The sequence below is a fragment of the Brevibacillus sp. genome (assembly GCF_003521185.1).
GTDB classification, from domain to species: domain Bacteria; phylum Bacillota; class Bacilli; order Brevibacillales; family Brevibacillaceae; genus Brevibacillus; species Brevibacillus parabrevis.
This window is the reverse complement of record NZ_DOTK01000073.1, coordinates 1-23,706: the sequence shown is the minus strand read 5'-3', so window position 1 is coordinate 23,706 and position 23,706 is coordinate 1. Positions and strand designations below refer to the sequence as shown.

Below are 23,706 nucleotides of genomic sequence, written 5' to 3'. Positions count from 1 at the left end.
ACTTCATATTACAATCCTTCATACAAAAATCGCTTGCTGATCCGGCAGCATTTTCATCTCGATCGGCGTTTCACCAACCAACTCTCCATCTGCATGAACCAAATACGGTCTAACGGTCTCAATCGTGATCTGGCGCCCTCGATAAAATGAAACTTTCGGATGATGAATATGAGAGCCAAAATAAATTTTCGCAAAGGCGCGCAACAGTTCCCCACAGCTCGCATTGCTGACGACGCAAATATCGGCCCAACCATCGTTTGCTACAGCCATGGGACAAATTTTCATTCCCCCGCCGTAATTCGGAATATTGGCAGCTGTTACGAGCCATGCTGCCTCCATCTTGATGACTTGTCCATCCACTTGCATGACGAGAGTGCTGCGCTGGAATCTGCGCAGTTCACGCAACACGGAAATCACATACGCCAAACCGCCCAATCGCCACCGATTCAACCATGCCTTGTATTTTGCCTGATCAGTCGCTCTTGCTACCTGCGCATCAAATCCGGCACCAATCGAATTTGCCGCAACACGCCCGTTCATCCACATCAAATCAATTCGTTTTTCCGCTGTCTCTGACAAAACCCGCTCTACTGCCACGACAGGATTTGTGGCAATCCCGTGCGCTCTGGCAAAATCATTTCCTGACCCCGCCGGCACCAAGCCAAACTTGCATGACTGGCCCGATTGATAGATTCCGTTCAATACACCGTGAACGGTTCCATCTCCCCCTACGGCAATGATTTTATTTACTCCCTCTTTTTCAATCATCTCTTTTGCCAGTTTTTCAGCTGACCCGTCACCAGATGTCTCCCTGACGACAAAAACAGCTCCCAGACCACTTACAGCAGGCTCTATCCTCTCCCAGATTCTCTTCCCTTTGCCATTACCCGCCACAGGATTGACGATAAAACCTACCATTGACTTTCTCTCCCCATAACGCGCTTTCTGTTCTACTCGTCATTATCGCACGACATTTTCTTTTGATGATAGCGGTTTTTTATGTCATGCCGGCTCTTGCAAGCTTCTTAACATTTTTGGCAGTGCGCTTGCCAGTATTTCATCGACTCTTTTATTATCGGCATTTGTTCCTTTGCTTTTTGTTGCCCGTACCAGCAGGTCCGCGCCCACCCCACTGTTTGACTGCCTCAGTCCCATATGCAAAGCTGATTTTGCCTACAAAAAAAAGACTCTCCCGTTCAGGAAGAATCTTTTTCCACTCTCTTATAAAAACTTGGACAACCATTCGCTAAAAGGAACCCCGAGAGCCGCAATCAACAATGCTGGCAGCATGTTCGCCACATTGATCTTTTTAATCTCCAAAATGTTAATCCCGATAGCGATAATCATCAAGCCGCCTACTGCCGTTACTTCTGCCAACATCGCATCGAGCATCGTCTGGCTCACAAAGTTGTAGATTTGCGTTGAGAGCAAGGTAAGCAAACCTTGGTACACAAATACAGGCACAGCCGAAAACATGACGCCAATTCCTAGTGTCGAAGTGAAAATGATGGCGGAAAAACCGTCCAAAAGTGCTTTGGTGAACAAAATATCATGGTTGTTCCGCAATCCGCTGTCCATGGCTCCGAGCACAGCCATCGCACCGATGCAATAGACCAAAGTCGCTGTTACAAAGCCTGTGGCAATACTTCCCTGACCTCCGCCAACCTTTCGTTCCAGCCAATGCCCCAGATGATTCAAGCCTTTTTCAATCCCAATCAATTCTCCTACGATTGCCCCCAACACAATACTGACGATCACCAACAAAAAATTCCCCGATCCAAGACTCATCTTGACTCCCAAAATCATGACAGCAAGACCGATGCCCTGCATGACGGTATGTCGTATCGAATCAGGAATTTTCGTCAGAAGCCTGCCCAACAAGGCTCCAACGATGATGGCGCCAGCGTTTACCAGGGTGCCTAACAAGATCACGATTGTGTCCCCCTATAGCTGCATTACGAAAACGCGGATGCTATCTCTCTCACGGCGTTCATAAGCGCTTCTACGTCTTTCTCTGTGTTGAAAATCCCAAAACTGGCACGCACAGCTCCACGCTGCTCGGTCCCTACTGTTTGATGCCCAAGCGGTGTGCAATGATACCCTGATCTCGTAGCGATTCCATACTGCTGATCGAGAATAAACGAGACTTCAGAAGCATCCACTTCCCCGATATTGAAGGCGATGACGGAAACCCGTTCTGTCTCAATCCCTGGACCATACACCTGAACGCCGGGAATTTGCTGTAAACCAATGATCGTTTGCTTCGCCAGCTCCCACTCGTGCTCGCGGATGCGATCGACACCTCGTTCGAGAATGAAATCGACGCCAGCCTGCAAACCGGCCAAACCAGCCGTATTTAACGTACCGCTCTCATATCGGTCAGGGCGTGTAGTCGGTTGATCAATCGCTTCCGATTGGCTTCCTGTTCCCCCATGAATCAAAGGCTCCAAATCGATGTCGCCATGCACGTATAAACCGCCCGTGCCTTGTGGCCCATACAGCCCTTTATGCCCAGGAAACGCCAGCATATCGATCTTCATTTCCTCTACGTGAATCGGCAGTACCCCGGCTGTTTGAGAAGCGTCTACCAAAAAGGCGATACCTCTTTCTTTTGCCAGTTGCCCCAATTCAGCGATCGGCAAAATCACACCTGTGAGATTGGAAGCGTGGCTGACTACCAGCAAGCGCGTATTCGGTTGAATCGCCTTGACAAAGTCCTCTACATGAAAAAGGAAATCCGCTCTCGGCTCGACAAAAGTCGCTTCTACTTGATGCTCACGGCGCATATATTCAATCGGACGTCTGACAGAGTTATGCTCCACGGAAGAAGCAATCACATGATCGCCAGCTTTCAGGTAGCCTTTGATCGCCTGATTGAGTGCTTGTGTCGCATTTAGATAAAAAAAGAGGTTATTCGGGTTTTGAATCCCAAACAACCGCGATAACTGCACGCGTGTCCGAAACACGGTCTTGCTCGCTTTCATCGCCAAGGTATGTCCACCTCGACCAGGGTTAGCGGCAAAATCTTCGATGGCCTCAGCCATTCGCTCCTTCACGCCTGGTGGCTTTGGCCAAGTTGACGCTGCGTTATCCAAATAGATGATCGCCATGACTACCTCCCGGACTTACTTCTCATCATTCAGTATCTCAATGATTCGCTGCAAATCTTCCTGCGAATAAAAGTCAATTTCGATCTTGCCGCGTTTTGCGCCCTTTTTAATTTTGACGGCGGTTCCAAAGCGACTGCGCAACCGTTCTTCCATCTCTATCAAAATCGGCTCATTTTTTGCCGGCTTTTTTTTCTTTGTTTCACGTGAAACATTCAACTGCTTGACCAGTTCTTCCAATTGGCGGACGTTCAGACCTTTTTCCACGACATCCTTCGCCAACTGCATTTGCATGTTTTCATCCGATACACTCAACAGTGCACGGGCGTGCCCCATCGTCAGCTCTGTAGCTGCGACCAGCTTGCGAATGCTTTCGGGAAGCTGCAACAATCTCAGCATATTCGCTACGTGCGGTCTGCTTTTTCCGATCCGTTGTGCAAGCTGCTCCTGCGTGTACTCATGGTGTGCGATCAGCTTTTCGTACGCTTCGGCTTCTTCCAAAGGGTTCAGGTTTTCCCTTTGCAGGTTTTCAATCAGGGCGATTTCCATCAACTGCTGATCCGTATAAGCTTTGACCACTACAGGGACTTGTTTCAATCCCGCCAGCTTTGCGGCGCGCAAACGTCTTTCTCCCGCTACCAGCTCAAATCCCTTGATGCTCTTCCGAACAATCAATGGTTGGATAATGCCATGCTCCCGAATGGAGTGTGCCAATTCATCAATAGCCGATTGTTCAAATTCTTTACGGGGCTGATACGGGTTGGGACGAATCTCACTGACGGAGACTTCTTTCACTTGCTCCCCTTCTTCAATGAGATTGGAGGTAATAAGCGCATTCAGCCCTTTTCCCAAACCTCTACTCATACCCCAACCACTTCCTTCGCCAAGTCAGAATAAACTTCTGCACCACGCGAACGTGGATCGTACGTGATAATGGCTTGTCCATGTGATGGCGCTTCGCTCAAGCGAACATTGCGTGGAATAATCGTTTTGTATACTTTTTCCTGGAAATACTTTTTCACTTCTTCAATGACTTGCAGCCCCAAGTTGGTGCGTGCATCCAGCATCGTCAGCACGACCCCTTCGATCGACAACTGCGAATTGAGATGTTTTTGGACCAGTCGGATCGTATTCAACAACTGACTCAAACCTTCCAATGCATAGTATTCGCATTGAATCGGAATCAAAACGGAATCAGCAGCAGTCAACGAATTGACTGTCAAAATCCCCAAAGAAGGCGGGCAATCGATAATGACGAAATCGTATTTGTCCTTCACTACTTCCAGCGCTTTTTTCAAACGCACTTCTCTGGAAATGGTCGGAACCAATTCGATTTCCGCTCCCGCCAATTGAATCGTAGCCGGAATGATCATCAATCCTTCGATCTCGGTAGGCAAAGTCGCATCTACGGGGCTGATGTCATTAATGAGAACATCATAAATACAATAGCGCACATCGGCTTTGTTTACCCCGATACCACTGGTTGCGTTCCCTTGTGGATCAATATCCACCAGCAGCACCTTTTTCCCCAATGCGGCCAGACAAGCACTTAGATTGACGGACGTAGTCGTTTTTCCGACGCCGCCTTTCTGGTTCGCAACCGCAATGATTTTACCCAACTTCTCCACCTCATTCTCTTCGTGTAGGAATGCCGCTGATTATGCCATAAAACAATCGACAGCCTTCCGGAACGCCCATATCAATATCTATTTACGCTCATTGACTCATAAATGGATCATTTTCATTGCCTGGCCAGCTGCTTGTACAGTCTGAACGTTCAGTTCAGTGCGGTGCTTGCCATTTGTGCAACAATCCCGCCGTCTGACACATAACGTACTCTGCAAACATCAGCCTGCTCCACCATGAAAAGTGATCCTCGTTACCTATAATTACGCACTCTTTCTGCCATCCGCTACATGGTGCCCAAAAACTCGTTCATCCTCTGGCTATGGATACGAACAAACCGCAAGACGCCGTTCCATTTTACAGAAGTGAACAGCCATTAATCGCATGATCTGGCTCGGTAATACCCATGTTACCAGATTTAATGCTTGCCCGTACGCTGTTTTTTTGATATTGAGACAATTTGTCTTTAATTTTGCCCGAACAGTTCCAATTGACCCCTTTTTGCTGGAAAAGATGCGCCTGATTCTGACAAACGTTTACAGACAAATCGATTTTGAACAGAAAAAACTCCCTGCCCGCCTACCTGCTTTTCTCCGTTTGTCCTACCATCATGTTTTGCTACTTTCAACATTTGCCCAAAAAGAAAGGCGACCTTGTCGCCATCCCCTTGCTGCTTTTGCTATCTATGTTCTATAAAGACAGCGAAGACCCCCTCGCTGTCATCTGCTCCAATCTAAGCGGCATTCCTACTTGTTGTTTTTCGGAATCCGAATCGTAAATTGATAAAATTCATCATGGTCTTCTTCATTTGTCTCTACGGGCAGCCCCGTCTGCATGACCATATCAATCGATTGCCGCACCGTATTGATGGCGATACGAGCGTCTCGGGAAAATGCCTTCCAACGCGGCTTCGACTCTTTTTCCGCTTTTGGATTTTCTGCTGCTTCCAGAAGCTGTTTGACTCGCACTTCTGTTTGCTTGACATTCCACTCTCGCTCGACGATCTCGGCCAGCACTTTATTTTGCAACTCCGCATCCTTCAACGGGATCAAGGCTCTCGCGTGTCTCTCGGTTACTTGTCGCATCAACAGCGCATCTTGAATCTCTTGCGGCAAATGCAGCAATCTCAGCTTGTTGGCGATGGTGGATTGTCCTTTTCCCAAGCGTTGAGCCAGGCTTTCCTGTGTCAGGTCGTGCAAATCAATCAGCTTTTGGTAGGCAACCGCCTCTTCAATTGCTGTTAATCCCTCGCGCTGCAGATTTTCAATCAAAGCAATGGAAGCTGTTTGCGCATCATTGAAATCTTTGATAATCGCAGGGATTCTTTCCATGCCCAGCTTTTTTGTTGCCCGTAAACGTCGTTCTCCGGCAATCAACTCATACTGACCATCTCTCAACCGTACAACAATCGGTTGAATAAGCCCGTGAGTGCGTATCGTTTGACACAGCTCATCGATTTTCTCGTCATCAAATACTGTTCGAGGCTGGTATGGATTCGGTACAATCTCCTCGACTGGTAATTGCCTGATCTCTTCATTCTCTGTCTTGTCCGTTAATCCAAAAATCCGAGAAAATGAATCCCTTACTGCCATAGAAAAATCCCCCACTTCTACCCGTTCCATCCGTACTATTGGTAATCCTTACGCTGCTGCTTGTGATTGCTTCTGGAAAAATTAACATCGCCAAGCTGTTCACAAAAAATCTTGCTGCTACAATGGCACGGGCTTCTTCATCAGTCATTCCAACCTCATTACCACGCATACTCGACCAGATGAGTCTTTTGAAACAATCGCCAGCAAAAAGCAACCTCCTGGCAGCGTTTGCTGACAACACCCCAATCGTTTCGCGACATCATCTTTTCCATTCCCTTTTGCTTGGCGAAGGCGCAGACAATCCTCCACGTGAAAAAAAGGCCCTGTCTATGCATGATGCATACGACAGAATCTTTTCATGAAGCTATTTGTCTGTCTCTCTTATACATCGGCTGGAAGGGACTATTCACCGTATACCCAATTTCCTTGTGCCTACAGTTTGTCATCCCCGCTTCCATGACAAAATCCATCAGCGTGTGCGCTTTCAAGGTTTTGCCAGAAGAGTACATGCTTACTGTGAATGACAACCATTCAGTCATGCACGGACCTGATCGAGTCTTTTCGAAAATGTTTGTGGAGATAGATGTTCTGTTCACACTGTGAAAGGAGGCTAGTTCTTCAGAGCTAGTTTCCGTCCTCCTCGCATTTCAGACCGTCAGCCACTTTCCCTCAGAAATGTCTCTTTCCCTCATTTCCTCCGTTTCCTTTAGAGGATAGCGCATAAATCTCGCTTACAAGGTTCTCAGGCCCTACAGACTGTCCTTCCTAAAAGACGCTTCTTGCCTATCCGATCGTTTTGAAAAATCCCCTTTGACCTATCGTCATTTTCTAGGCAAATGACTTCGGTTTTCTTTTATATAAGTAATTCTGCAAGCTTTGCCCAATTCCTGCTTGGGAAAAACGTTTCACGTGAAACATCAATCGTGATCATGGTCATAGAAATTAGCTCTGCCGCTGTGTTTGCCCCGCTCCTCTCCTCCTATGCTCTCATCTGTAGGATGTGAAATCTTGGTGACAGCAAAAAGCTTCGGAAACAGTCGATGAAAGTCTAAAGTCAGGTAGGCAAAGAAGGCAGCGACAATCGCCGTAATATACATTCCGGCACTAAACATCAATCCGATGGCAGACGCAACCCACATCCCTGCTGCCGTAGTCAAGCCTTTAACGGAACCGTTAAATTTGAGGATGGCTCCCGCTCCCAAAAATCCCATGCCAGTCACCACCTGAGCAGCTACCCTGCCCGGATCGTTGTTTACCCCGCTGGACTGAAAGCCGTAAATCGAAGCTAGTCCAAACAGACATGAGCCGAAGCAAACCAGGCTGTACGTGCGAAAACCCGCTCCTCGTTGTCTGCTCACATCCTTGATAAAACGCTCGCGTTCCCACCCCATGATGGCTCCAGCCAAAAAAGCGAGAAACAGCCTCAGCAATATGGTCGGAAGCTCTGATGGAAAAAGAGACACCCACACTTCTTCCATGTCTATCATCCTCTCAGAACGGTTGTCGTTCCCTGTAACGTTACTGGTATGTATATGCCCTCTGAAAGAGTTCCATGCTTGAAAAAGTAGATTCGTTTAGTCGGCCCGCTCCCCAATCGGTCAGTGGCCGATACACAAGCAGAGACACCTTTCCTCTGCTCCTATCAATAGACTGCCAAAAGATATCCGCTACTTTTGCCACAAGAAAAACCCGGTTCGAGAAAAAGGTAGAAATACACGTCACGTCATTAGCCCCCAAAACCTCCCTCTCCTTGGCACAAACTTTTTCCACGAAACGAAACCACACCACCCATGACTGTTTTGGCGGCAATCGACACTCAATCGCATTTCCCTTTTTACAGCAACACACCAAGGCTTTTGCCCCCAAAACGGTCATGACCGTTTTGTTGATCGCGAGCGGTCCCATCCCATTTCATGAAAAACATCGAGATTTTTTTCACAGAAAAAAAGACCGCAGCGTCCAACTGCGATCTTTCCATCGTTCCTTGAGCCTATACAGTCACTATACCAGCGGTTTTTTCGCAGGAACGCCCGCTTTGCGCGGATAGCTCTTGGGTGTAGCTTCAACCTTTTCGATAATCACGATGTTGCGCTCTCCTGCTTCCTCCAGCAGTTGGAACGTCTCGACCTTTCGCGTTTTGCCGCCCAGCGTCTTGATTGCCTTTTTTGCTTCGTTCAGCTCTGGCGTAATATCTGCCCCTTTGAGAGCGATAAAATGACCTTTTGGCTGAGCAAATGGCAAACAAAATTCAGAGAGCAAATTCAGGCGGGCTACAGCCCGTGCTACGACCAGATCAAACTTTTCCCGATAGTTGGCTTCCTGCCCGCGATCCTCTGCCCGTCCATGCACCGGATGAACATCTTCCAGCCCCAGTTCACTCGCTACATGCTGCAAGAAGCCCATGCGCTTGTTCAACGAATCAATAATCGTCATTTTCACATGCGGGAAGCAAATTTTCAGCGGGATGCTGGGAAACCCGGCTCCTCCTCCGATATCCACTACCGATTTTACCTGGTCAAAAGGAAAGTAGAAGGCAGGGGTGATCGAGTCGTAAAAATGTTTGACGTACACTTGTCCTTCTTCCGTAATGCCTGTCAAATTCATTTTTTCGTTCCATTCCACGAGCAAACGGAAAAAGTGGTCGAATTGCTCTTTTTGACGCTCTGTTAAGGAAATGCCTTGTGCAGCAAGCGCCTCGGCAAACTGTTCTTTAGTCATTTTGGCTAATCTCCTTACTCCGCTGCCCCTACGCGTTTATACTCCAGATACACCATCAATACCGAGATGTCCGCAGGAGTAACCCCGGCGATACGCGCTGCTTGCCCGATGTTCAGCGGGCGGATATTGGACATGTTCTCGCGGGACTCTTTGGACAAGCCGGAAATTTGATGATAGTCGATGTCGGCTGGTATGCGGCGTTCCTCCATTTTCTTCATCCGCTCTACTTGCTGCAAAGACTTTTTGATGTAGCCATCGTATTTAATCTGGATTTCTACCTGTTCTGTCACATCGTCCGGCAAAACTTCCGGGGCTGGCACCATCGCCACAATATGGCTGTAGTTGATCTCTGGACGGCGCAACAACTGAGCCAGCTCGATCACTTCTGTCAATTCCGGCGAACCGGCAGCGCGCAATATTTCCTGCACATGTTCCATGTCAGGGCGTACACGCGTATTTTCCACACGTTCCTTTTCCTGCTCGATCAATCGGCGTTTTTCGTTGTAGCGTCTGTAGCGCTCTTCGCTGATCAAGCCGATTTCATAGCCGATATCAGTCAGGCGCAAGTCGGCATTGTCGTGGCGCAAAAGCAAACGGTACTCGGCCCGGGAAGTGAGCAGCCGATACGGCTCATGCGTTCCTTTTGTCACGAGGTCGTCGATCAGCACGCCGATATACGCCTCTTCCCTGCCCAAAATGACAGGCGGTTTCCCTTGAACGCGGCGTGCAGCATTGATCCCGGCCATCAAACCTTGGCCCGCTGCTTCTTCATAGCCAGATGTTCCATTAATTTGCCCGGCAGTAAACAATCCCGGCAATTTCTTCGTTTCCAGCGACGGCCAAAGCTGTGTCGGCACAATCGAATCGTACTCGATCGCATAGCCAGGGCGCATCATTTTGACTTCTTCCATTCCGGCCATCGAGCGCAACATGGACAGCTGCACGTCTTCCGGCAAGCTCGTGGACAAGCCTTGTACGTACATCTCTTCTGTATTTCGCCCTTCCGGCTCCAGGAAGATTTGATGGCGTGGCTTATCGTTGAAACGCACCACTTTATCCTCAATAGACGGACAGTAACGCGGCCCGGTTCCCTCAATCATGCCGGAGTACATCGGAGCACGGTGCAAATTGCTATTGATCAAGCCATGCGTGTCTTCATTGGTATACGTCAGCCAGCAAGGCAGCTGGTCCATAATAAATTCTGTCGTTTCATAAGAAAATGCCCGTGGAACAGGGTCGCCAGGCTGAATCTCCATTTTGGAAAAATCAACGCTGTTTTTATGAACACGAGGTGGCGTTCCCGTCTTGAAGCGAGTCATTTCAAAACCAAGCTCTTTCAAATGCAGCGCCAGGCGAATCGACGGGCGCATGTTGTTCGGCCCGCTCTCATACTGCAAGTCGCCAAGGATGATTTTTCCGCGCAAGTACGTTCCGGTAGTCAACACGACGGATTTAGCCTTGTAGCGAGCGCCTGTCTGGGTGATGACCCCTACGCATACTCCATCTTCGACGAGCAGCTCCTCGACCATGGCTTGGCGAAGGATCAAATTTGGCGTATTTTCAATCGTTTTCTTCATTTCGTGCTGGTAGGCAAACTTGTCTGCCTGTGCACGCAAAGCATGTACAGCAGGACCTTTTCCCGTATTCAGCATCCGCATTTGAATATGCGTTTTATCCGTATTTCGTCCCATTTCGCCGCCGAGTGCATCCAGCTCCCGTACAACGTGGCCTTTTGCCGGACCACCTACCGACGGATTGCAGGGCATATAAGCGACCGCATCCAGATTGATCGTCAAAAGCAGCGTGTTGCAGCCCATGCGTGCCGCAGCCAAAGCTGACTCACACCCCGCATGACCTGCCCCGATTACGATGACGTCAAACGAGCCTGCTTCATACGCAGGTACAGCGTTCATTTTGTTTTCCCCCTTGCTCATAAGTGCTATCTCGCATCTAACTTTCTTTTCATCAAAACGATTGCGTCCTGCCAATACAGTACGACTTCCTTCTTGCCTGTGCCGCGAGCTTTCCTCGCTCTAACGGACTACGCACCATCGCCATGCCTGCATCCCCTGCTTGCGGCAAATGACGAACTGTTTCTTTTCTATTACCAGCCTACTTGCCCAGACAAAATTGCGAGAAGATCTGATCGATCAAATCCTCACCGACACTCTCGCCGATGACTTCTCCCAACAGCTCCCACGACTTCTTGATGTCAATTTGAATCATATCGACTGGCATCAGATCGTCAATGCCGCCGAGCGCCTCGTCAATCGCTCTTTCCGCCTGGCGCAGCAATTGAATATGCCGGGCATTGCTGACATACGTCAAATCATCCTGCTGTACACGGCCGCTGAAGAAAATTTCTCCGATCGCCTGCTCCAGCAAATCGATGCCTTTTTCTTCGCGCGCCGACGTCATGATGAGCGGCTGCTGTGGAAAATGGCGTTTGATCTCTTCCAGGTCCACTTTTTGCGGCAAGTCGAACTTGTTCACAATCACGATGACCTGAAACCCTTTTGCCGCTTCAAAAATCGCATAATCATCAGCTGTGAGCGGTTCGTTGTAGTTGATCACGAGCAAGACGAGATCCGCCTTTTGCAAAAGCTGCCGCGATTTCTCTACCCCGATTTTTTCCACGATATCGTCCGTATCGCGAATGCCTGCCGTATCAATCAGACGCAACGGCACCCCGCGCACATTGACGTACTCTTCGATAACGTCGCGAGTCGTCCCGGCTACATCCGTGACAATCGCCTTTTCCTCTTGAACAAGGCTGTTCAAAAGAGAGGATTTCCCCACGTTTGGCCGCCCGATAATCGCTGTCGACAAGCCTTCACGCAAGATTTTTCCTTGCTTTGCGGTCTGCAAAAGACGTTGAATCTCGCTTTTTACCTCCAGGCATTTTCCGCGCAGGAAGTTTTGCGTAAACTCCTCCACGTCATGCTCGGGATAATCTAACGTTACTTCTATATGGGCCATGGCTTCAATCAAATTTTGGCGCAGCTGGCGGATCAAACGCGACAGCTTCCCCTCTACCTGATTCAGTGCCACCTTCATCGCTCTGTCCGTTTTCGCCCGAATCAGATCGATGACAGCTTCCGCCTGGGACAAATCAACGCGTCCGTTTAAAAACGCACGCTTCGTAAACTCGCCCGGCTCCGCCAGTCTGGCTCCGTTATCGAGAATCAGTTCCAGCACCTTTTCCACGGACACAATTCCTCCGTGACAGTTTACTTCCACTACATCCTCCCGCGTAAAAGTTCGCGGAGCCCTCATAACAGACACCAGTACCTCTTCCACCCGATCTCCTGTATGCGGGTCGTACAAGTGCCCGTAATGAATCGTATGGCTGTCCACAGTGGACAACCGCTGTTTTCCTTTATATATCTTATCCACAACTTCGAGCGCTTCCGCACCGCTTACCCGAATGACGGCAATGCCACCTTCCCCCATCGGCGTCGCAACCGCTGCAATTGTATCGAATTTCATGACCTTCACCTCAAGCTTTCCAATCAGACAAGTCAGCCACTAACTTATTAGCTTAACAGATCGCCTTGAAAAATTCCAAATGAAAGTGTAAATTTTACACCCTCTCTTCATCAACAGGAAAAAGCAACCCTGCCGTCCAAGGTTGCTGTCCGCTCTCGTTATCCACAGTATGATCTTTTTTCGAAAAGCTCAACCCTCGCTTTGATTTATCCACAGTGGACAACTGCTTGCTTCGACATAAGCTGCGCCTACATGCGCAAACGTCGACTTTTGTCGATAACACGTTCCTTTTGACACAAAAAAAGAAGCCTAACGCGAGGCTTCTTTCGGTGCAATGACGATGTATCGGTTTGGCTCGTCTCCTTCGCTGAAGGTAACGACGTCCGCTCTTTTTTGCAAGAAGGCGTGAATTACTTTGCGCTCGGCAGCCGACATTGGCTCCAGCCGCACATCCCGTCTGGTCGACAAAGCTTTTTTCGCCACCCGGTCAGCCAGCTGCTCCAGCGTTTCCTTGCGGCGCATCCGGTAATTCTCGGCATCCAATGTGATGCGTACGTGTTTGTCCGCATGACGGTTCGCTACGACGTTTACGAGATACTGTAAGGAATCCAGAGTCTGCCCTCTGCGGCCAATGATGATTCCAAGGTTGCTGCCCTGGATATCAAACAGGATGCCCTCTTCATTAGTACGAGTCTCCACTTTGGCGTTCACCTTCATGTTAGACAAAACATCTTGAAGAAAGTCACGTCCCTGTGCAACCGGGTCGTAGTGGTATTCCACTTCCACTTTGGCGTCCTTCGCCCCAATCAGGCCAAACAACCCTCTGCTTGGTTCCTCCAGGACGCGAATACTCGCCTTTTCACGCGGTACACCCAATTCCAGCAAAGCTTTTTGCACAGCATCGTCTATCGTTTTTGCCGTAGCTACCACCTTTTTCACTTGGAGGTTCCCTCCTTGGGAGTAAGCTTATTGCCTTTATCACGATACAGGAAATACGTTTGTACGATAGTGAACAGGTTACCGTATACCCAGTACAGGGAGAGCGCAGATGGCAAGGTTACTGCGATAGCCAAAATCATCAGCGGCATCATGATCAGCATCATTTGCATTTGCGGGTTGCCCTGTGTAGCCTGTCCCATCATTTTCGACTGCAAGTAAGTCGTAACTGCGGCGATGATCGGCAAAATGTAGAACGGGTCTTTTTCGCCCAACGTCAGCCACAGGAAGGTTTGAGTCTTGATTTCTTCTGTTCGGATGATCGCGTGGTAAAAGGCGATCAGGATTGGCATTTGCACCAGCATCGGCAAGCAACCCGCGAGTGGATTGACGCCGTTTTTCTGGAACAGAGCCATTGTTTCTTGCTGAGCCTTTTGCGGATCGTTTTTGTGCTTCTCGCGGATTTTTTGCATTTCCGGCTGAAGCTCTTGCATTCTCTTGGAACTCTTGATTTGCTTGACCATCAATGGCAGTACGATCAAACGGATGATGACCGTCGCTACCAGGATACCAAAGCCGTAGTTGTTGCCAAGGATCAAAGCGCTTTCTTTAATCAACCAGGACAAGGGATATACGAGATATTTGTCCCAGAAGCCGGTTGCGTCAGGCCCGATTGGTGCAGCAGTCGTCGGGTTACAGCCTGACAGAACAAGAACCAGCATAGTCAGCATAATTATGCTGAGGGTACGTCTACTCAAGGGTGGTCCTCCTTTTCCCCGCTTCAGTGAGGTATGCTATTTGCGTTGATCCGGAACTGGATCAAACCCGCCCGGGTGGAACGGATGACATTTCAGGATGCGACGAAGAGCCAGCCAGCCTCCACGCCACGCGCCAAATCGGCGAACCGACTCGATCGCATAGTGTGAGCAGGTGGGCGCGAATCTACATGAAGGAGGCTTTAACGGAGATATGAACAGCTGGTATCCCCGAATCAACCAAACCATGATTTTCGCAACCATCGTTTCACCCTCTTTTTCCATTATGTACGGGTGCCCGTTTGATCACTTTGGCCCGCTTCATCACATGCAACAAAGATTGCTCAATGGCTTCAAGCGACATGTTTTCCACTCCCGGACGGGCGATGATGACTAGATCGAGGCCGAGTGGAATGACTGACTCCAACCGCGCTACCGCTTCTCGGATCAGCCGCTTGACTTTGTTGCGGATAACAGCGTTACCAATTTTTTTGCTGACGGAAATTCCAGCGCGAAAAGCAGCTTGTCCCTCCTGCTTGGCTGAATACAGGACAAATTGCTTGTTGGCAGCAGAAGTTCCTCGTTGAAAAACCGCTTGAAAGTGCTCATTTTTTTTGAGCCGGTGTGAACGATGCAAGGTAAACAACCCCTAACATCACAATTATAGTAGAAAACGCAAACAGCATCTACCAGTATATCCTTGTTTCGTCCACTTTTTTCCCAAAGTACACATACTTTGCAAGAAATTTAGCCGATTTTCGCGATCAGCTCGGCTCTTGCGCTTCGCAGTTCTGCCGCCTTCGCCTGATCCATCTGGAAAAAGCCCAGCTCCAGCAGCGACTCCCCAAGCCCTGGCGGAAGCTCTTGTCGATGCTCCTCCCACCAGTTGTCGGCGTCTGTGCTCGAATACAGCCAAACCGCTTCGGAAAACAGCAGGAACCCCGCTTCGACATACTGCTCCTTCTGCAAAAGTCTTCCCATCTTCTGCTGCAAAAGAACATCGTTTTCCGCTCCGAGTGCGAACGCCTCTGGACCAGCCTTCGTTTGCAAGTGGGCACGATAATCGGAAAGCACCGCCAGCCCTTCCATAAGCGCTTCTCTTGCAGCGTATCTCACGGAAAAGTGCCGCTCAAGCTCCGACCAGCCGCCTAACCCACTCACGAGCTGGAAAAGCGCACGATCGCTGAGCTGTCCTTGCGAGACGAAAGCAATCAGCTGCATGGCCTCCAGCCACCCTGCCCATTCGAGCAAAGCAGCGGAGTACAAGCGCCCTTCTGCCAAAGCCTCATCTGCGATTCGCTCGTACTCCTCGACCGCCGTCCTCGCCTGTGCAATCATCTTCGCTTTTGCCTCTTCTGATTCGAGATAAGCACGCATCTGTGGAAACCAGTCTGCAAAGCGGCCAGTTGGATCTGCCACCAGCCGTGCTTCCTGCAAATAGCGCCAACGCCAAGGATTGTCGCGTACATCATCCGCAGTCGGCACAGGATGGACATGCAGCTGAATCAGTTGACCGCGAAACGAATGATTTTCGCTGCGGTGTTCCCTCGTTCCCTCCACAAAAAGGTTCAAGTCGAGATCGCTGAAGGCGTCTGCCTCCCCTCTCCCAACCGAACCTCCTGCATAGGCGCAAACTAAGTCTGGCAAAGCCAGCTCATGGACAAAATCACGGCCTACCCCAATAAAAAAGTCGGTGAAATTCTCTTCATTAGGCTTCATCGTCCCTCCCGCTCTTTTCAAACAGCATGAATCAAGAACTTTTTTGGTAGCTAGGTAATGATTCTCCACCAAAAGGTTCCACGCCGCGGCGAGACTTCCTCTTTCCACCTAAAAAAAGAATTTTCCGACATCATCTGGCAAACAAAAAGGCCACTGGAAATGTGGCCTACGCGGAAAGAACTTTTCTACCTCTTTGACGACGAGCAGCCAAAATTTTACGGCCGTTTTTTGTGCTCATGCGCTTACGGAATCCATGATCCTTTTTGCGCTTGCGATTATTAGGGTTGAATGATGGTTTCATTATCGTATACACCTCCGTCTAGCACAGACATTCTTTTGCATTATAAGGACATATATAAAAAAAGTCAAGCAGCGATGGAATTTCCTTTCCAAGGCAAATATCCCCACAAAACTATTTCCCGGGTCTGTGGATATCATTTTATCCACAAAAACAGGTTTCGACAACTTTATCTACAGCTTGTACACAAAATATAGATATGTGAATATGTGGCTAGTACCAGTGGTTGTGTTTGTGGATAAGTATGAAAAAACCATTGATGCCATGCCTTATATCTGTTATTATGTTTTTGTTTTGAAGCGTGAATAACTCCGATAGGCTAATCGGTTTTTCCACAGGGTGTGGATAAGTTTGTGGACAGATTCCTTCCTATGTGTATGTCGTTACACACAGGGATGAGGATAACCGTCTGCTTTTTTTCTCTTCTGCGAGCAGAATCCCTATTTTTCGACTTTTTTTATCCACAGTCGTCAAATACGACCGTGTTGACAATCGGGTCACACATATGCGGTTTTTGCAATTGTTATCGTTTATTTTTTATCGGTGATTTTTATTTTTCGGATGGCCCAAAAGGAGGGATTCTGGTTGGATGCAGCGATTAGCGAACTATGGCGCAAAGTTCTCGCCAAGATAGAAAAATCGCTAAGCAAACCAAGTTTCGATACCTGGCTCAAAGCAACCAGGGCAACCACCCTGGAAGAGGATGCACTGATCGTCGTGGCGCCCAATGACTTTGCGAGAGATTGGCTCGAAACCCGGTACGCTCAACTGATTACCGATACACTATATGAAGTGACAGGTATCAATATGAAGGTAAAATTCGTCGCCCTGCAAAATCAGGATGCCGCATTTGCCGAGGAACAACCTACCCCACGGGTGAAAATGAGCGCTCCGCCCACAGCAGCGGATGACCAGCCACCCAGCATTTTGAATCCCAAGTACACCTTTGACACTTTCGTTATCGGTGCGGGAAATCGTTTCGCTCATGCCGCTTCGCTTGCAGTCGCAGAAGCTCCTGCCAAAGCTTACAATCCCCTCTTCATTTACGGAGGAGTCGGACTTGGCAAAACCCACTTGATGCACGCAATTGGCCATTATGTTATCCAACACAATCCATCGGCAAAAGTGGTCTATTTGTCGTCCGAGAAGTTTACCAATGAGTTCATCAACTCCATTCGGGACAACAAGGCCGTCGAATTTCGCAACAAGTACCGGAGTGTAGACGTTCTTTTGATTGATGACATTCAGTTTTTGGCTGGCAAGGAGTCGACGCAAGAGGAGTTTTTTCATACGTTCAACGCTCTGCACGAAGAGAGCAAACAGATCATCATTTCCTCGGACCGGCCTCCAAAAGAGATCCCGACGCTGGAAGACCGGCTTCGCTCCCGTTTCGAATGGGGACTGATTACCGACATCCAGCCGCCTGATCTGGAGACGCGGATTGCCATTTTGCGCAAAAAAGCGAAGGCAGAAAACCTCGACATTCCGAACGAAGTAATGGCTTACATCGCGAATCAAATCGACAGCAACATCCGCGAGCTGGAAGGTGCGCTGATCCGTGTCGTTGCTTACTCTTCCTTGATCAATCGCGACATTGATACGCAGCTCGCTGCCGAAGCTTTGAAAGACATCATTCCGTCTTCTCGCCCGCGCGTGATTACCATTATGGACATTCAGCGTGCTGTCGGAGAAGCTTTCAGTCTGAAGCTGGAAGACTTCAAAGCGAAAAAGCGGACCAAAACCGTCGCTTTTCCTCGCCAAATCGCCATGTATTTGTCTCGGGAGCTGACAGACGCCTCCTTGCCAAAAATCGGCGACGAATTTGGCGGACGCGACCATACAACTGTCATCCATGCGCATGAAAAAATCTCGCGGGCACTGGCAAGTGATCCGCAGATGCAAACTACGATTCAGTCGCTCATTGAAAAGTTAAAAGCAAACCACTAAACCTGTGCATAACGCAAAAAGCCTATACACAACTTACCCACATGTGTATAGGCTATCTTTTACGTTATCAGTCCACATATCCACAAATCCACAGGCCCTATTACTACTTCTGTTAAAAAGATATATCCTAATAAGTTATGATAAAGACGCAGCCATTATGCATAGTCCATTAAAAAAATGGCGCAGATAGAGGGAGGATCACGTTGATGCATATTACCGTTCAGCGAGACAAGCTGTCTAACGCCGTGTCACATGTCAGTAAAGCCGTTTCCAGCCGAACAACCATTCCGATTTTGACCGGGATTAAGATAAAAACAGATGACGAGGGGCTTACTCTGACTGCAAGCGACTCGGACGTATCCATCGAAGTACAGATTCCTTTGGAAGAAGCGGGAGAATGGGGAGTAACGATCCATCAGCCTGGAAGCATCGTTTTGACAGCTCGCATTTTCAGCGAAATCGTCCGCAAGCTGCCAAGCAACGAAATCCATATCCAGGTAGACGATCGCCTTGTTACCCAAATCCGTTCCGGACAAGCTGAGTTCACCATCAACGGAATGGATGCCAGCGAGTATCCGCAATTGCCGCATCTGGAAGAGGATAAAGTATTCAGCGTTCCCTGTGACTTGCTAAAAGCCATGATCCGTCAGACTGTTTTTGGCGTATCCACTTCTGAAATGCGCCCGATTCTTACTGGATTGATGTGGTCCCTGGAACAAGGCAAGCTTCGTTTTGTTGCGACTGACAGTCACCGTTTGGCCAGCCGTACTGCCATGGTAGAATGCCCGGATGACCTTTCCTTCCACAACGTAGTCGTACCAGGAAAAAGCTGCAACGAATTGGTAAAAATCTTGGATGATGACCAAAACCCTGCTGATATCGTCGTAGCTGACAATCAAATTTTGGTGAAGTCCAAGCACATTTTGTTCTATTCGCGTTTGCTGGAGGGAACTTATCCAGACACGACCAGAATCATTCCACAAGGAAGCAAAACAGAGATCACTGTCAGCACCAAAGAATTTTTGCAGTCGATCGAGCGCGCTTCCTTGCTCAGCCGCGAAGGCAAATCCAATGTAGTCAAGCTCGTTACGCTGCCGGATGGCACTGTGGAGATCACCTCCAACGCCCCTGAAATCGGGAAAGTAACGGATATTTTGAGCCCGAAAGCGATGGAAGGCGAAGAGCTGAAGATTTCCTTCAACGCCAAATACATGATTGACGCTTTGCGTGCGATTGACAGCTCCGAAATCAGAGCCAGCTTTACTGGCCCGATGAGCCCGTTTGTCATTCGTCCGACGGACCACGATTGGATGCTGCATTTGATCTTGCCAGTCCGTACTTACTAGGGTTTTTTCGTAAAAAAGTTCTTTTTCGTAAAAGAAAGGAGCCAAGCCATGCGTGAGGTTTCCATCAACACCGAATACATTGCTCTCGGCCAATTTTTAAAGCTGGCTGACGTCATCGATACCGGAGGCATGGCCAAAGCTTTTTTGGCAGAGGTGCCGATTCAAATCAATGGCGAGCTGGACAACAGACGAGGCCGCAAGCTATATCCTGGCGATGAAGTGGCGATTGAAGGCCATGGCCGCTTTCAAGTGGTACGCCGCTGAGAGGAGAGCGTGATTCTTGTTTCTCAAGAACCTGTCGCTTACCAACTATCGCAACTATTCATCCCTGTCCTTGGATTTTGATGGCCCCATCCAGTTGTTTATTGGCAACAACGCCCAGGGGAAAACAAATGCACTCGAATCGATATACGTTCTGGCTCTGGCCAAATCCCACCGTACGCCCCGAGACAAGGAGCTAATTACGTGGGATGCCGATTTCGCCACGATCCGTAGCGATGTTCTTCGTCGCTACGGTTCTGTTCGTTTGGAGCTACAGTTGACAAGCAAAGGAAAGCGGGCCAAAATCAACGGGATGGAGCAGCAAAAGCTGAGCGCCTATGTGGGAGCCTTGAACGTAGTCATGTTTGCGCCGGAGGATTTGTCCATTGTAAAAGGGGCACCCGCTCAGCGCAGACGTTTTATTGACATGGAAATCGGCCAAGTATCGCCCACTTATCTGTATTATTTAAGCAATTACAACAAAGTGCTGGCGCAGCGGAATCAACTGCTGAAGGACTTGGCGATGAAAAAAAGCCATTCGCTGGAAATGCTGGCAATTTGGAATACCCAACTAGCCGATTTAGCGGTAAAATTGTTGAGGAAGCGGTTTGAGTTTCTTCGCAAGCTCCAAGTATGGGCGCAGGAGATCCATACGGGCATTACCAATGGCCGGGAGAAGCTTTCCTTGCACTATGTAAACTCATCGCCAGTTACGGAAGAAATGTCGGTCGAGCAGGCTGTTGATACAATGCTGGCTGCCTATGAAGAGGTTCGCGACCGGGAAATCATGCGCGGAAGCACCTTGATCGGACCGCATCGCGATGATTTTTCACTCAAAGTGAACAACATGGATGTCCAAACGTACGGTTCACAAGGGCAGCAGCGCACGAGCGCACTGTCCATCAAACTGGCCGAAATCGAACTGATTAAAGAAGAAGTGGGGGAATACCCCGTTCTTTTGTTGGATGATGTCTTGTCAGAGTTGGATGAACATCGGCAAACCCTGTTACTCGAAACCATTCAGGATCGGGTTCAGACGTTTGTGAGCACGACAGGTGTGGAAGGCTTAAAGCATCAGGTTCTCCAGCAAGCCTCTCGTTTTTACGTGAAGGAAGGGACAATCTCGGGAGAAAGGTAGGGATCAGGGATGTTTATTCACATTGGTGGAGATACTGTGGTGAGCACAAAGGAAGTCATTTCCATCCTCGATCATCAAACCGTGAAATCCTCGAAGGTCAACAAGGCTTTCTTGCAGGAAAAGCGGAAGACGATCGTCGACCACAGCGTAGAAGAAACAAAATCGTATGTAATCACCAAGGATGCCATTTACTGTTCACCTATTTCTTCTCTGACGCTAAAGCGACGCGCTCAGTTCGTGGACAGCTTGGATCAGTTTCCCTTTGTACAAGCTGAAGTGGAGGAGTTGACAGAGTAGTGGATCAAGTGACGACGAACGATACAAACTATGATGCGAGTCAGATTCAGGTTCTGGAAGGGCTGGAAGCGGTTCGGAAACGCCCCGGCATGTATATCGGCTCAACCAGCAGCCGCGGTTTGCATCACCTGGTATGGGAGATTGTCGACAATGCCATCGATGAGGCGCTTGCCGGTTATTGCGACAACATCTTGGTGGTCATTCATCCGGACAACTCCGTATCTGTAACTGATAATGGCCGGGGAATCCCAACCGGCATCCACGAGAAAACCGGGAAGTCGACAGTAGAAACGGTTTTAACTGTCCTGCACGCCGGCGGAAAATTTGGCGGCGGCGGATATAAAGTTTCCGGCGGTCTTCACGGGGTAGGTAGCTCGGTTGTAAACGCGCTATCCGAGTGGATGGAAGTAGAAGTAAAGCAGAACAATCAAATTCACTATATGCGTTTTACGGTCGGCGCACCTGTTGCTGATCTTGCTGTTATTGGCGAGACAGAAGAGACGGGAACAAAAGTCACGTTCAAGCCAGACCCGACCATCTTTACAGAAACAACCGTTTTCGAATACGACATTTTGCAAAAACGTATTCGCGAGCTTGCTTTCCTCAACAAAGGACTGCGGATTACGCTGAAAGATACCCGTCCCGAACAGGAAAAGGAAGAATCGTTCCACTATGAGGGCGGTATTGTTCAGTTTGTGGAATATTTGAATAAAAACCGCGAAGCGCTGCACGAAGAAGTCATTTATTGCGAAGGGGAGAAAGACGGCCTGCTTGTTGAGGTTGCCCTGCAATACAACGACAGCTACGTGAGCAATATTTATTCTTTTGCCAACAACATCAACACGCATGAAGGCGGTACGCACGAAACCGGGTTCAAGACAGCTCTTACCCGCGTGATCAACGACTACAGCCGCAAATTCAATCTCCTCAAGGAAAAGGATGCGAACCTGTCCGGGGATGATGTGCGTGAAGGGATCACGGCGATTATTTCGGTGAAGATCCAGGAGCCTCAATTCGAAGGGCAAACGAAAACAAAGCTCGGCAACTCGGAAGCGCGCAGCATTACCGAGTCCGTGTTTGGCGATCGTTTCAGCACCTTTATGGAGGAAAACCCTGGCGTAGCGAAAAAAGTGGTCGAGAAGGCTCTGATGGCTTCGCGTGCCCGTGAGGCTGCCCGTAAAGCCCGGGAAATGACTCGCCGCAAGAGCGCGCTCGAAGTCAGTGCGCTGCCGGGTAAATTGGCCGACTGCTCTTCCAAGGACGCTTCCGAATCCGAACTGTTCATCGTTGAGGGAGACTCTGCGGGCGGTTCTGCGAAGTCTGGCCGCGATCGTCACTTCCAGGCGATTCTTCCTTTGCGTGGAAAAGTGTTGAACGTAGAAAAGGCGCGCTTGGACAAAATTCTCGGCAACAACGAAATTCGCATGATCATTACGGCGCTCGGCACAGGGGTGGGCGAAGACTTCGACATCACCAAAGCGCGCTACCATAAAGTCGTAATCATGACGGACGCCGACGTGGATGGCTCACATATCCGTACGTTGCTGTTGACGTTCTTCTATCGCTACATGCGTCAGCTCATCGAAGCGGGGTATATTTATATTGCGCAGCCGCCGTTGTACAGCATCAAGCAGGGCAAAACGCTGCATTATGCTTACAACGACAGGCAGCGGGATGAAATACTCGCTACCCTGAAGACTACACCAAAGCCAAATGTGCAACGTTACAAAGGGTTGGGTGAGATGAACGCGGACCAATTGTGGGAAACTACAATGGACCCGGAGATGCGTACACTCTTGCAAGTTGACCTGGAAGACGCCATGGATGCCGATATGGTGTTTGAGACGCTCATGGGCGATGAAGTAGAGCCGCGCAGAGAGTTTATTGAGCAATACGCAGCGACTGTCAGAGATTTGGATATTTAAGATCCTTGATGGCTCCATATAGACATTGATTGCAGGAAGGCTCAGCTATGAAACAGGTGTGGAAAAGGCTTCTACCACGCTGTTTTGCGGATCGAAACGGGTTTTTCGCTGGCTTTCTCGTAGCTGAGCCAGCCTTCTTGCAAAAAATTCACTTTTACCCGATAAAAAAATCAAAAATTCTATTGCAATGAATAACAATCTATGCTAGATTAAAGATCTAGGAAGCGATACGGGCCTATAGCTCAGTTGGTTAGAGCGCACGCCTGATAAGCGTGAGGTCGGCTGTTCGAGTCAGCCTAGGCCCACCACTTACATAAGGCGATAGCAGCAAAATCAAGATCGCTTACCCATTTGAAAATGGGGCTGTAGCTCAGTTGGGAGAGCGCCTGCCTTGCAAGCAGGAGGTCATCGGTTCGATCCCGTTCAGCTCCACCATAGACTCCTAAAGGCAATTGGCCTGGATATTGTATTGTTCCTCGGTAGCTCAGTTGGTAGAGCAATCGGCTGTTAACCGATCGGTCGGCGGTTCGAGTCCGTCCCGAGGAGCCATAT

Annotated in this window: 23 protein-coding genes and 3 tRNA genes; 9 read left to right on the top strand and 17 right to left on the bottom strand. The window is 49.1% G+C overall.

Annotated elements, in window-relative coordinates; genetic code table 11:
- Positions 1-18: 18 nt before the first annotated feature.
- From DEP07_RS21925 to rpmH, 17 genes are all read right to left on the bottom strand, one after another.
- Positions 19-918, bottom strand: a complete 900-nt coding sequence (locus tag DEP07_RS21925; RefSeq protein WP_280648777.1) for a diacylglycerol/lipid kinase family protein — start codon at positions 916-918, stop codon at positions 19-21.
- 303 nt (positions 919-1,221) lie between these two features.
- On the bottom strand, positions 1,222-1,932 hold the full coding sequence (locus DEP07_RS21920) for a DUF554 domain-containing protein (protein WP_122962238.1): 711 nt from the start codon (positions 1,930-1,932) through the stop codon (positions 1,222-1,224).
- Between the two features lie 23 nt (positions 1,933-1,955).
- On the bottom strand, positions 1,956-3,110 hold the full coding sequence (locus DEP07_RS21915) for an aminotransferase class V-fold PLP-dependent enzyme (RefSeq protein ID WP_280648776.1): 1,155 nt from the start codon (positions 3,108-3,110) through the stop codon (positions 1,956-1,958).
- A gap of 15 nt (positions 3,111-3,125) precedes the next feature.
- Positions 3,126-3,971 carry a ParB/RepB/Spo0J family partition protein gene (locus DEP07_RS21910; protein WP_122962236.1) on the bottom strand — a complete coding sequence of 282 codons (846 nt, stop codon included), beginning with the start codon at positions 3,969-3,971 and terminating at the stop codon, positions 3,126-3,128.
- Positions 3,968-4,726, bottom strand: a complete 759-nt coding sequence (locus tag DEP07_RS21905) for a ParA family protein (protein WP_063231686.1) — start codon at positions 4,724-4,726, stop codon at positions 3,968-3,970. The genes DEP07_RS21910 and DEP07_RS21905 overlap by 4 nt, the downstream gene beginning before the upstream one ends.
- Before the next feature lie 753 nt (positions 4,727-5,479).
- Positions 5,480-6,325, bottom strand: coding sequence for a nucleoid occlusion protein (gene noc / locus DEP07_RS21900; RefSeq protein WP_122962235.1), 846 nt, complete (start codon positions 6,323-6,325; stop codon positions 5,480-5,482).
- The gene (locus DEP07_RS21895) at positions 6,267-6,473 is read right to left on the bottom strand and encodes a hypothetical protein (RefSeq protein ID WP_242775353.1); all 207 of its coding nucleotides are present in this window, start codon (positions 6,471-6,473) and stop codon (positions 6,267-6,269) included. Before DEP07_RS21895 ends, noc begins: the two co-directional genes overlap by 59 nt.
- A 769-nt stretch (positions 6,474-7,242) precedes the next feature.
- The gene (locus DEP07_RS21890; RefSeq protein WP_173597197.1) at positions 7,243-7,803 is read right to left on the bottom strand and encodes an MgtC/SapB family protein; all 561 of its coding nucleotides are present in this window, start codon (positions 7,801-7,803) and stop codon (positions 7,243-7,245) included.
- A 523-nt stretch (positions 7,804-8,326) separates the two neighbouring features.
- Positions 8,327-9,043: a 16S rRNA (guanine(527)-N(7))-methyltransferase RsmG gene (gene rsmG / locus DEP07_RS21885; RefSeq protein WP_122962233.1), complete on the bottom strand. Its 717-nt coding sequence runs from the start codon at positions 9,041-9,043 to the stop codon at positions 8,327-8,329.
- Between the two features lie 14 nt (positions 9,044-9,057).
- Positions 9,058-10,956 carry a tRNA uridine-5-carboxymethylaminomethyl(34) synthesis enzyme MnmG gene (gene mnmG / locus DEP07_RS21880; RefSeq protein WP_287103008.1) on the bottom strand — a complete coding sequence of 633 codons (1,899 nt, stop codon included), beginning with the start codon at positions 10,954-10,956 and terminating at the stop codon, positions 9,058-9,060.
- Positions 10,957-11,155: 199 nt separating this feature from the next.
- The gene (gene mnmE, locus DEP07_RS21875) at positions 11,156-12,532 is read right to left on the bottom strand and encodes a tRNA uridine-5-carboxymethylaminomethyl(34) synthesis GTPase MnmE (protein WP_122962231.1); all 1,377 of its coding nucleotides are present in this window, start codon (positions 12,530-12,532) and stop codon (positions 11,156-11,158) included.
- A 309-nt stretch (positions 12,533-12,841) separates the two neighbouring features.
- Complete coding sequence (gene jag, locus DEP07_RS21870; RefSeq protein ID WP_122962230.1) at positions 12,842-13,471, bottom strand: RNA-binding cell elongation regulator Jag/EloR; 630 nt, start codon at positions 13,469-13,471, stop codon at positions 12,842-12,844.
- The gene (gene yidC / locus DEP07_RS21865) at positions 13,468-14,226 is read right to left on the bottom strand and encodes a membrane protein insertase YidC (RefSeq protein ID WP_122962229.1); all 759 of its coding nucleotides are present in this window, start codon (positions 14,224-14,226) and stop codon (positions 13,468-13,470) included. Before yidC ends, jag begins: the two co-directional genes overlap by 4 nt.
- A gap of 36 nt (positions 14,227-14,262) precedes the next feature.
- Positions 14,263-14,487: a membrane protein insertion efficiency factor YidD gene (gene yidD, locus DEP07_RS21860; RefSeq protein ID WP_122962228.1), complete on the bottom strand. Its 225-nt coding sequence runs from the start codon at positions 14,485-14,487 to the stop codon at positions 14,263-14,265.
- A gap of 4 nt (positions 14,488-14,491) precedes the next feature.
- Positions 14,492-14,860: a ribonuclease P protein component gene (gene rnpA / locus DEP07_RS21855; protein WP_063231695.1), complete on the bottom strand. Its 369-nt coding sequence runs from the start codon at positions 14,858-14,860 to the stop codon at positions 14,492-14,494.
- A gap of 110 nt (positions 14,861-14,970) precedes the next feature.
- On the bottom strand, positions 14,971-15,942 hold the full coding sequence (locus tag DEP07_RS21850; RefSeq protein WP_287103007.1) for a nucleotidyltransferase: 972 nt from the start codon (positions 15,940-15,942) through the stop codon (positions 14,971-14,973).
- Between the two features lie 166 nt (positions 15,943-16,108).
- Positions 16,109-16,246 (bottom strand): 50S ribosomal protein L34, encoded by a 138-nt coding sequence (gene rpmH, locus DEP07_RS21845; RefSeq protein ID WP_217022156.1) that lies wholly within the window; start codon positions 16,244-16,246, stop codon positions 16,109-16,111.
- Between the two features lie 579 nt (positions 16,247-16,825).
- On the opposite strand from rpmH, the gene dnaA reads away from it, so the two are divergent.
- From dnaA to DEP07_RS21800, 9 genes are all read left to right on the top strand, one after another.
- The gene (gene dnaA / locus DEP07_RS21840; protein WP_063231697.1) at positions 16,826-18,187 is read left to right on the top strand and encodes a chromosomal replication initiator protein DnaA; all 1,362 of its coding nucleotides are present in this window, start codon (positions 16,826-16,828) and stop codon (positions 18,185-18,187) included.
- 206 nt (positions 18,188-18,393) lie between these two features.
- Positions 18,394-19,533: a DNA polymerase III subunit beta gene (gene dnaN / locus DEP07_RS21835; RefSeq protein WP_122962225.1), complete on the top strand. Its 1,140-nt coding sequence runs from the start codon at positions 18,394-18,396 to the stop codon at positions 19,531-19,533.
- A 48-nt stretch (positions 19,534-19,581) separates the two neighbouring features.
- Positions 19,582-19,797 (top strand): S4 domain-containing protein YaaA, encoded by a 216-nt coding sequence (gene yaaA, locus DEP07_RS21830; protein WP_063231699.1) that lies wholly within the window; start codon positions 19,582-19,584, stop codon positions 19,795-19,797.
- Positions 19,798-19,813: 16 nt separating this feature from the next.
- Positions 19,814-20,932 (top strand): DNA replication/repair protein RecF, encoded by a 1,119-nt coding sequence (gene recF / locus DEP07_RS21825; RefSeq protein WP_173597195.1) that lies wholly within the window; start codon positions 19,814-19,816, stop codon positions 20,930-20,932.
- Between the two features lie 9 nt (positions 20,933-20,941).
- Entirely contained in the window at positions 20,942-21,229 is a 288-nt protein-coding gene (remB, locus tag DEP07_RS21820; protein WP_122962223.1) for an extracellular matrix regulator RemB, read from the top strand.
- Positions 21,230-21,237: 8 nt separating this feature from the next.
- Positions 21,238-23,154: a DNA topoisomerase (ATP-hydrolyzing) subunit B gene (gyrB, locus tag DEP07_RS21815; RefSeq protein WP_370641116.1), complete on the top strand. Its 1,917-nt coding sequence runs from the start codon at positions 21,238-21,240 to the stop codon at positions 23,152-23,154.
- A gap of 231 nt (positions 23,155-23,385) precedes the next feature.
- Positions 23,386-23,462: transfer RNA gene (locus DEP07_RS21810), tRNA-Ile, on the top strand.
- A gap of 51 nt (positions 23,463-23,513) precedes the next feature.
- A tRNA-Ala gene (locus DEP07_RS21805) sits at positions 23,514-23,589 on the top strand.
- A 38-nt stretch (positions 23,590-23,627) separates the two neighbouring features.
- A tRNA-Asn gene (locus DEP07_RS21800) sits at positions 23,628-23,703 on the top strand.
- The last annotated feature ends 3 nt before the right edge of the window (positions 23,704-23,706 follow it).

Coding starts and splice junctions, on each gene's coding strand:
- DEP07_RS21925 (WP_280648777.1), bottom strand. CDS start 918: ATGGTAGGTTTTATCGTCAATCCTGTGGCGGGTAATGGCAAAGGGAAG.
- DEP07_RS21915 (WP_280648776.1), bottom strand. CDS start 3,110: ATGGCGATCATCTATTTGGATAACGCAGCGTCAACTTGGCCAAAGCCA.
- DEP07_RS21910 (WP_122962236.1), bottom strand. CDS start 3,971: ATGAGTAGAGGTTTGGGAAAAGGGCTGAATGCGCTTATTACCTCCAAT.
- noc (WP_122962235.1), bottom strand. CDS start 6,325: ATGGCAGTAAGGGATTCATTTTCTCGGATTTTTGGATTAACGGACAAG.
- DEP07_RS21895 (WP_242775353.1), bottom strand. CDS start 6,473: ATGACTGATGAAGAAGCCCGTGCCATTGTAGCAGCAAGATTTTTTGTG.
- DEP07_RS21890 (WP_173597197.1), bottom strand. CDS start 7,803: ATGGAAGAAGTGTGGGTGTCTCTTTTTCCATCAGAGCTTCCGACCATA.
- rsmG (WP_122962233.1), bottom strand. CDS start 9,043: ATGACTAAAGAACAGTTTGCCGAGGCGCTTGCTGCACAAGGCATTTCC.
- mnmG (WP_287103008.1), bottom strand. CDS start 10,956: ATGAACGCTGTACCTGCGTATGAAGCAGGCTCGTTTGACGTCATCGTA.
- mnmE (WP_122962231.1), bottom strand. CDS start 12,532: ATGAAATTCGATACAATTGCAGCGGTTGCGACGCCGATGGGGGAAGGT.
- yidD (WP_122962228.1), bottom strand. CDS start 14,487: ATGGTTGCGAAAATCATGGTTTGGTTGATTCGGGGATACCAGCTGTTC.
- DEP07_RS21850 (WP_287103007.1), bottom strand. CDS start 15,942: ATGAAGCCTAATGAAGAGAATTTCACCGACTTTTTTATTGGGGTAGGC.
- dnaN (WP_122962225.1), top strand. CDS start 18,394: ATGCATATTACCGTTCAGCGAGACAAGCTGTCTAACGCCGTGTCACAT.
- yaaA (WP_063231699.1), top strand. CDS start 19,582: ATGCGTGAGGTTTCCATCAACACCGAATACATTGCTCTCGGCCAATTT.
- remB (WP_122962223.1), top strand. CDS start 20,942: ATGTTTATTCACATTGGTGGAGATACTGTGGTGAGCACAAAGGAAGTC.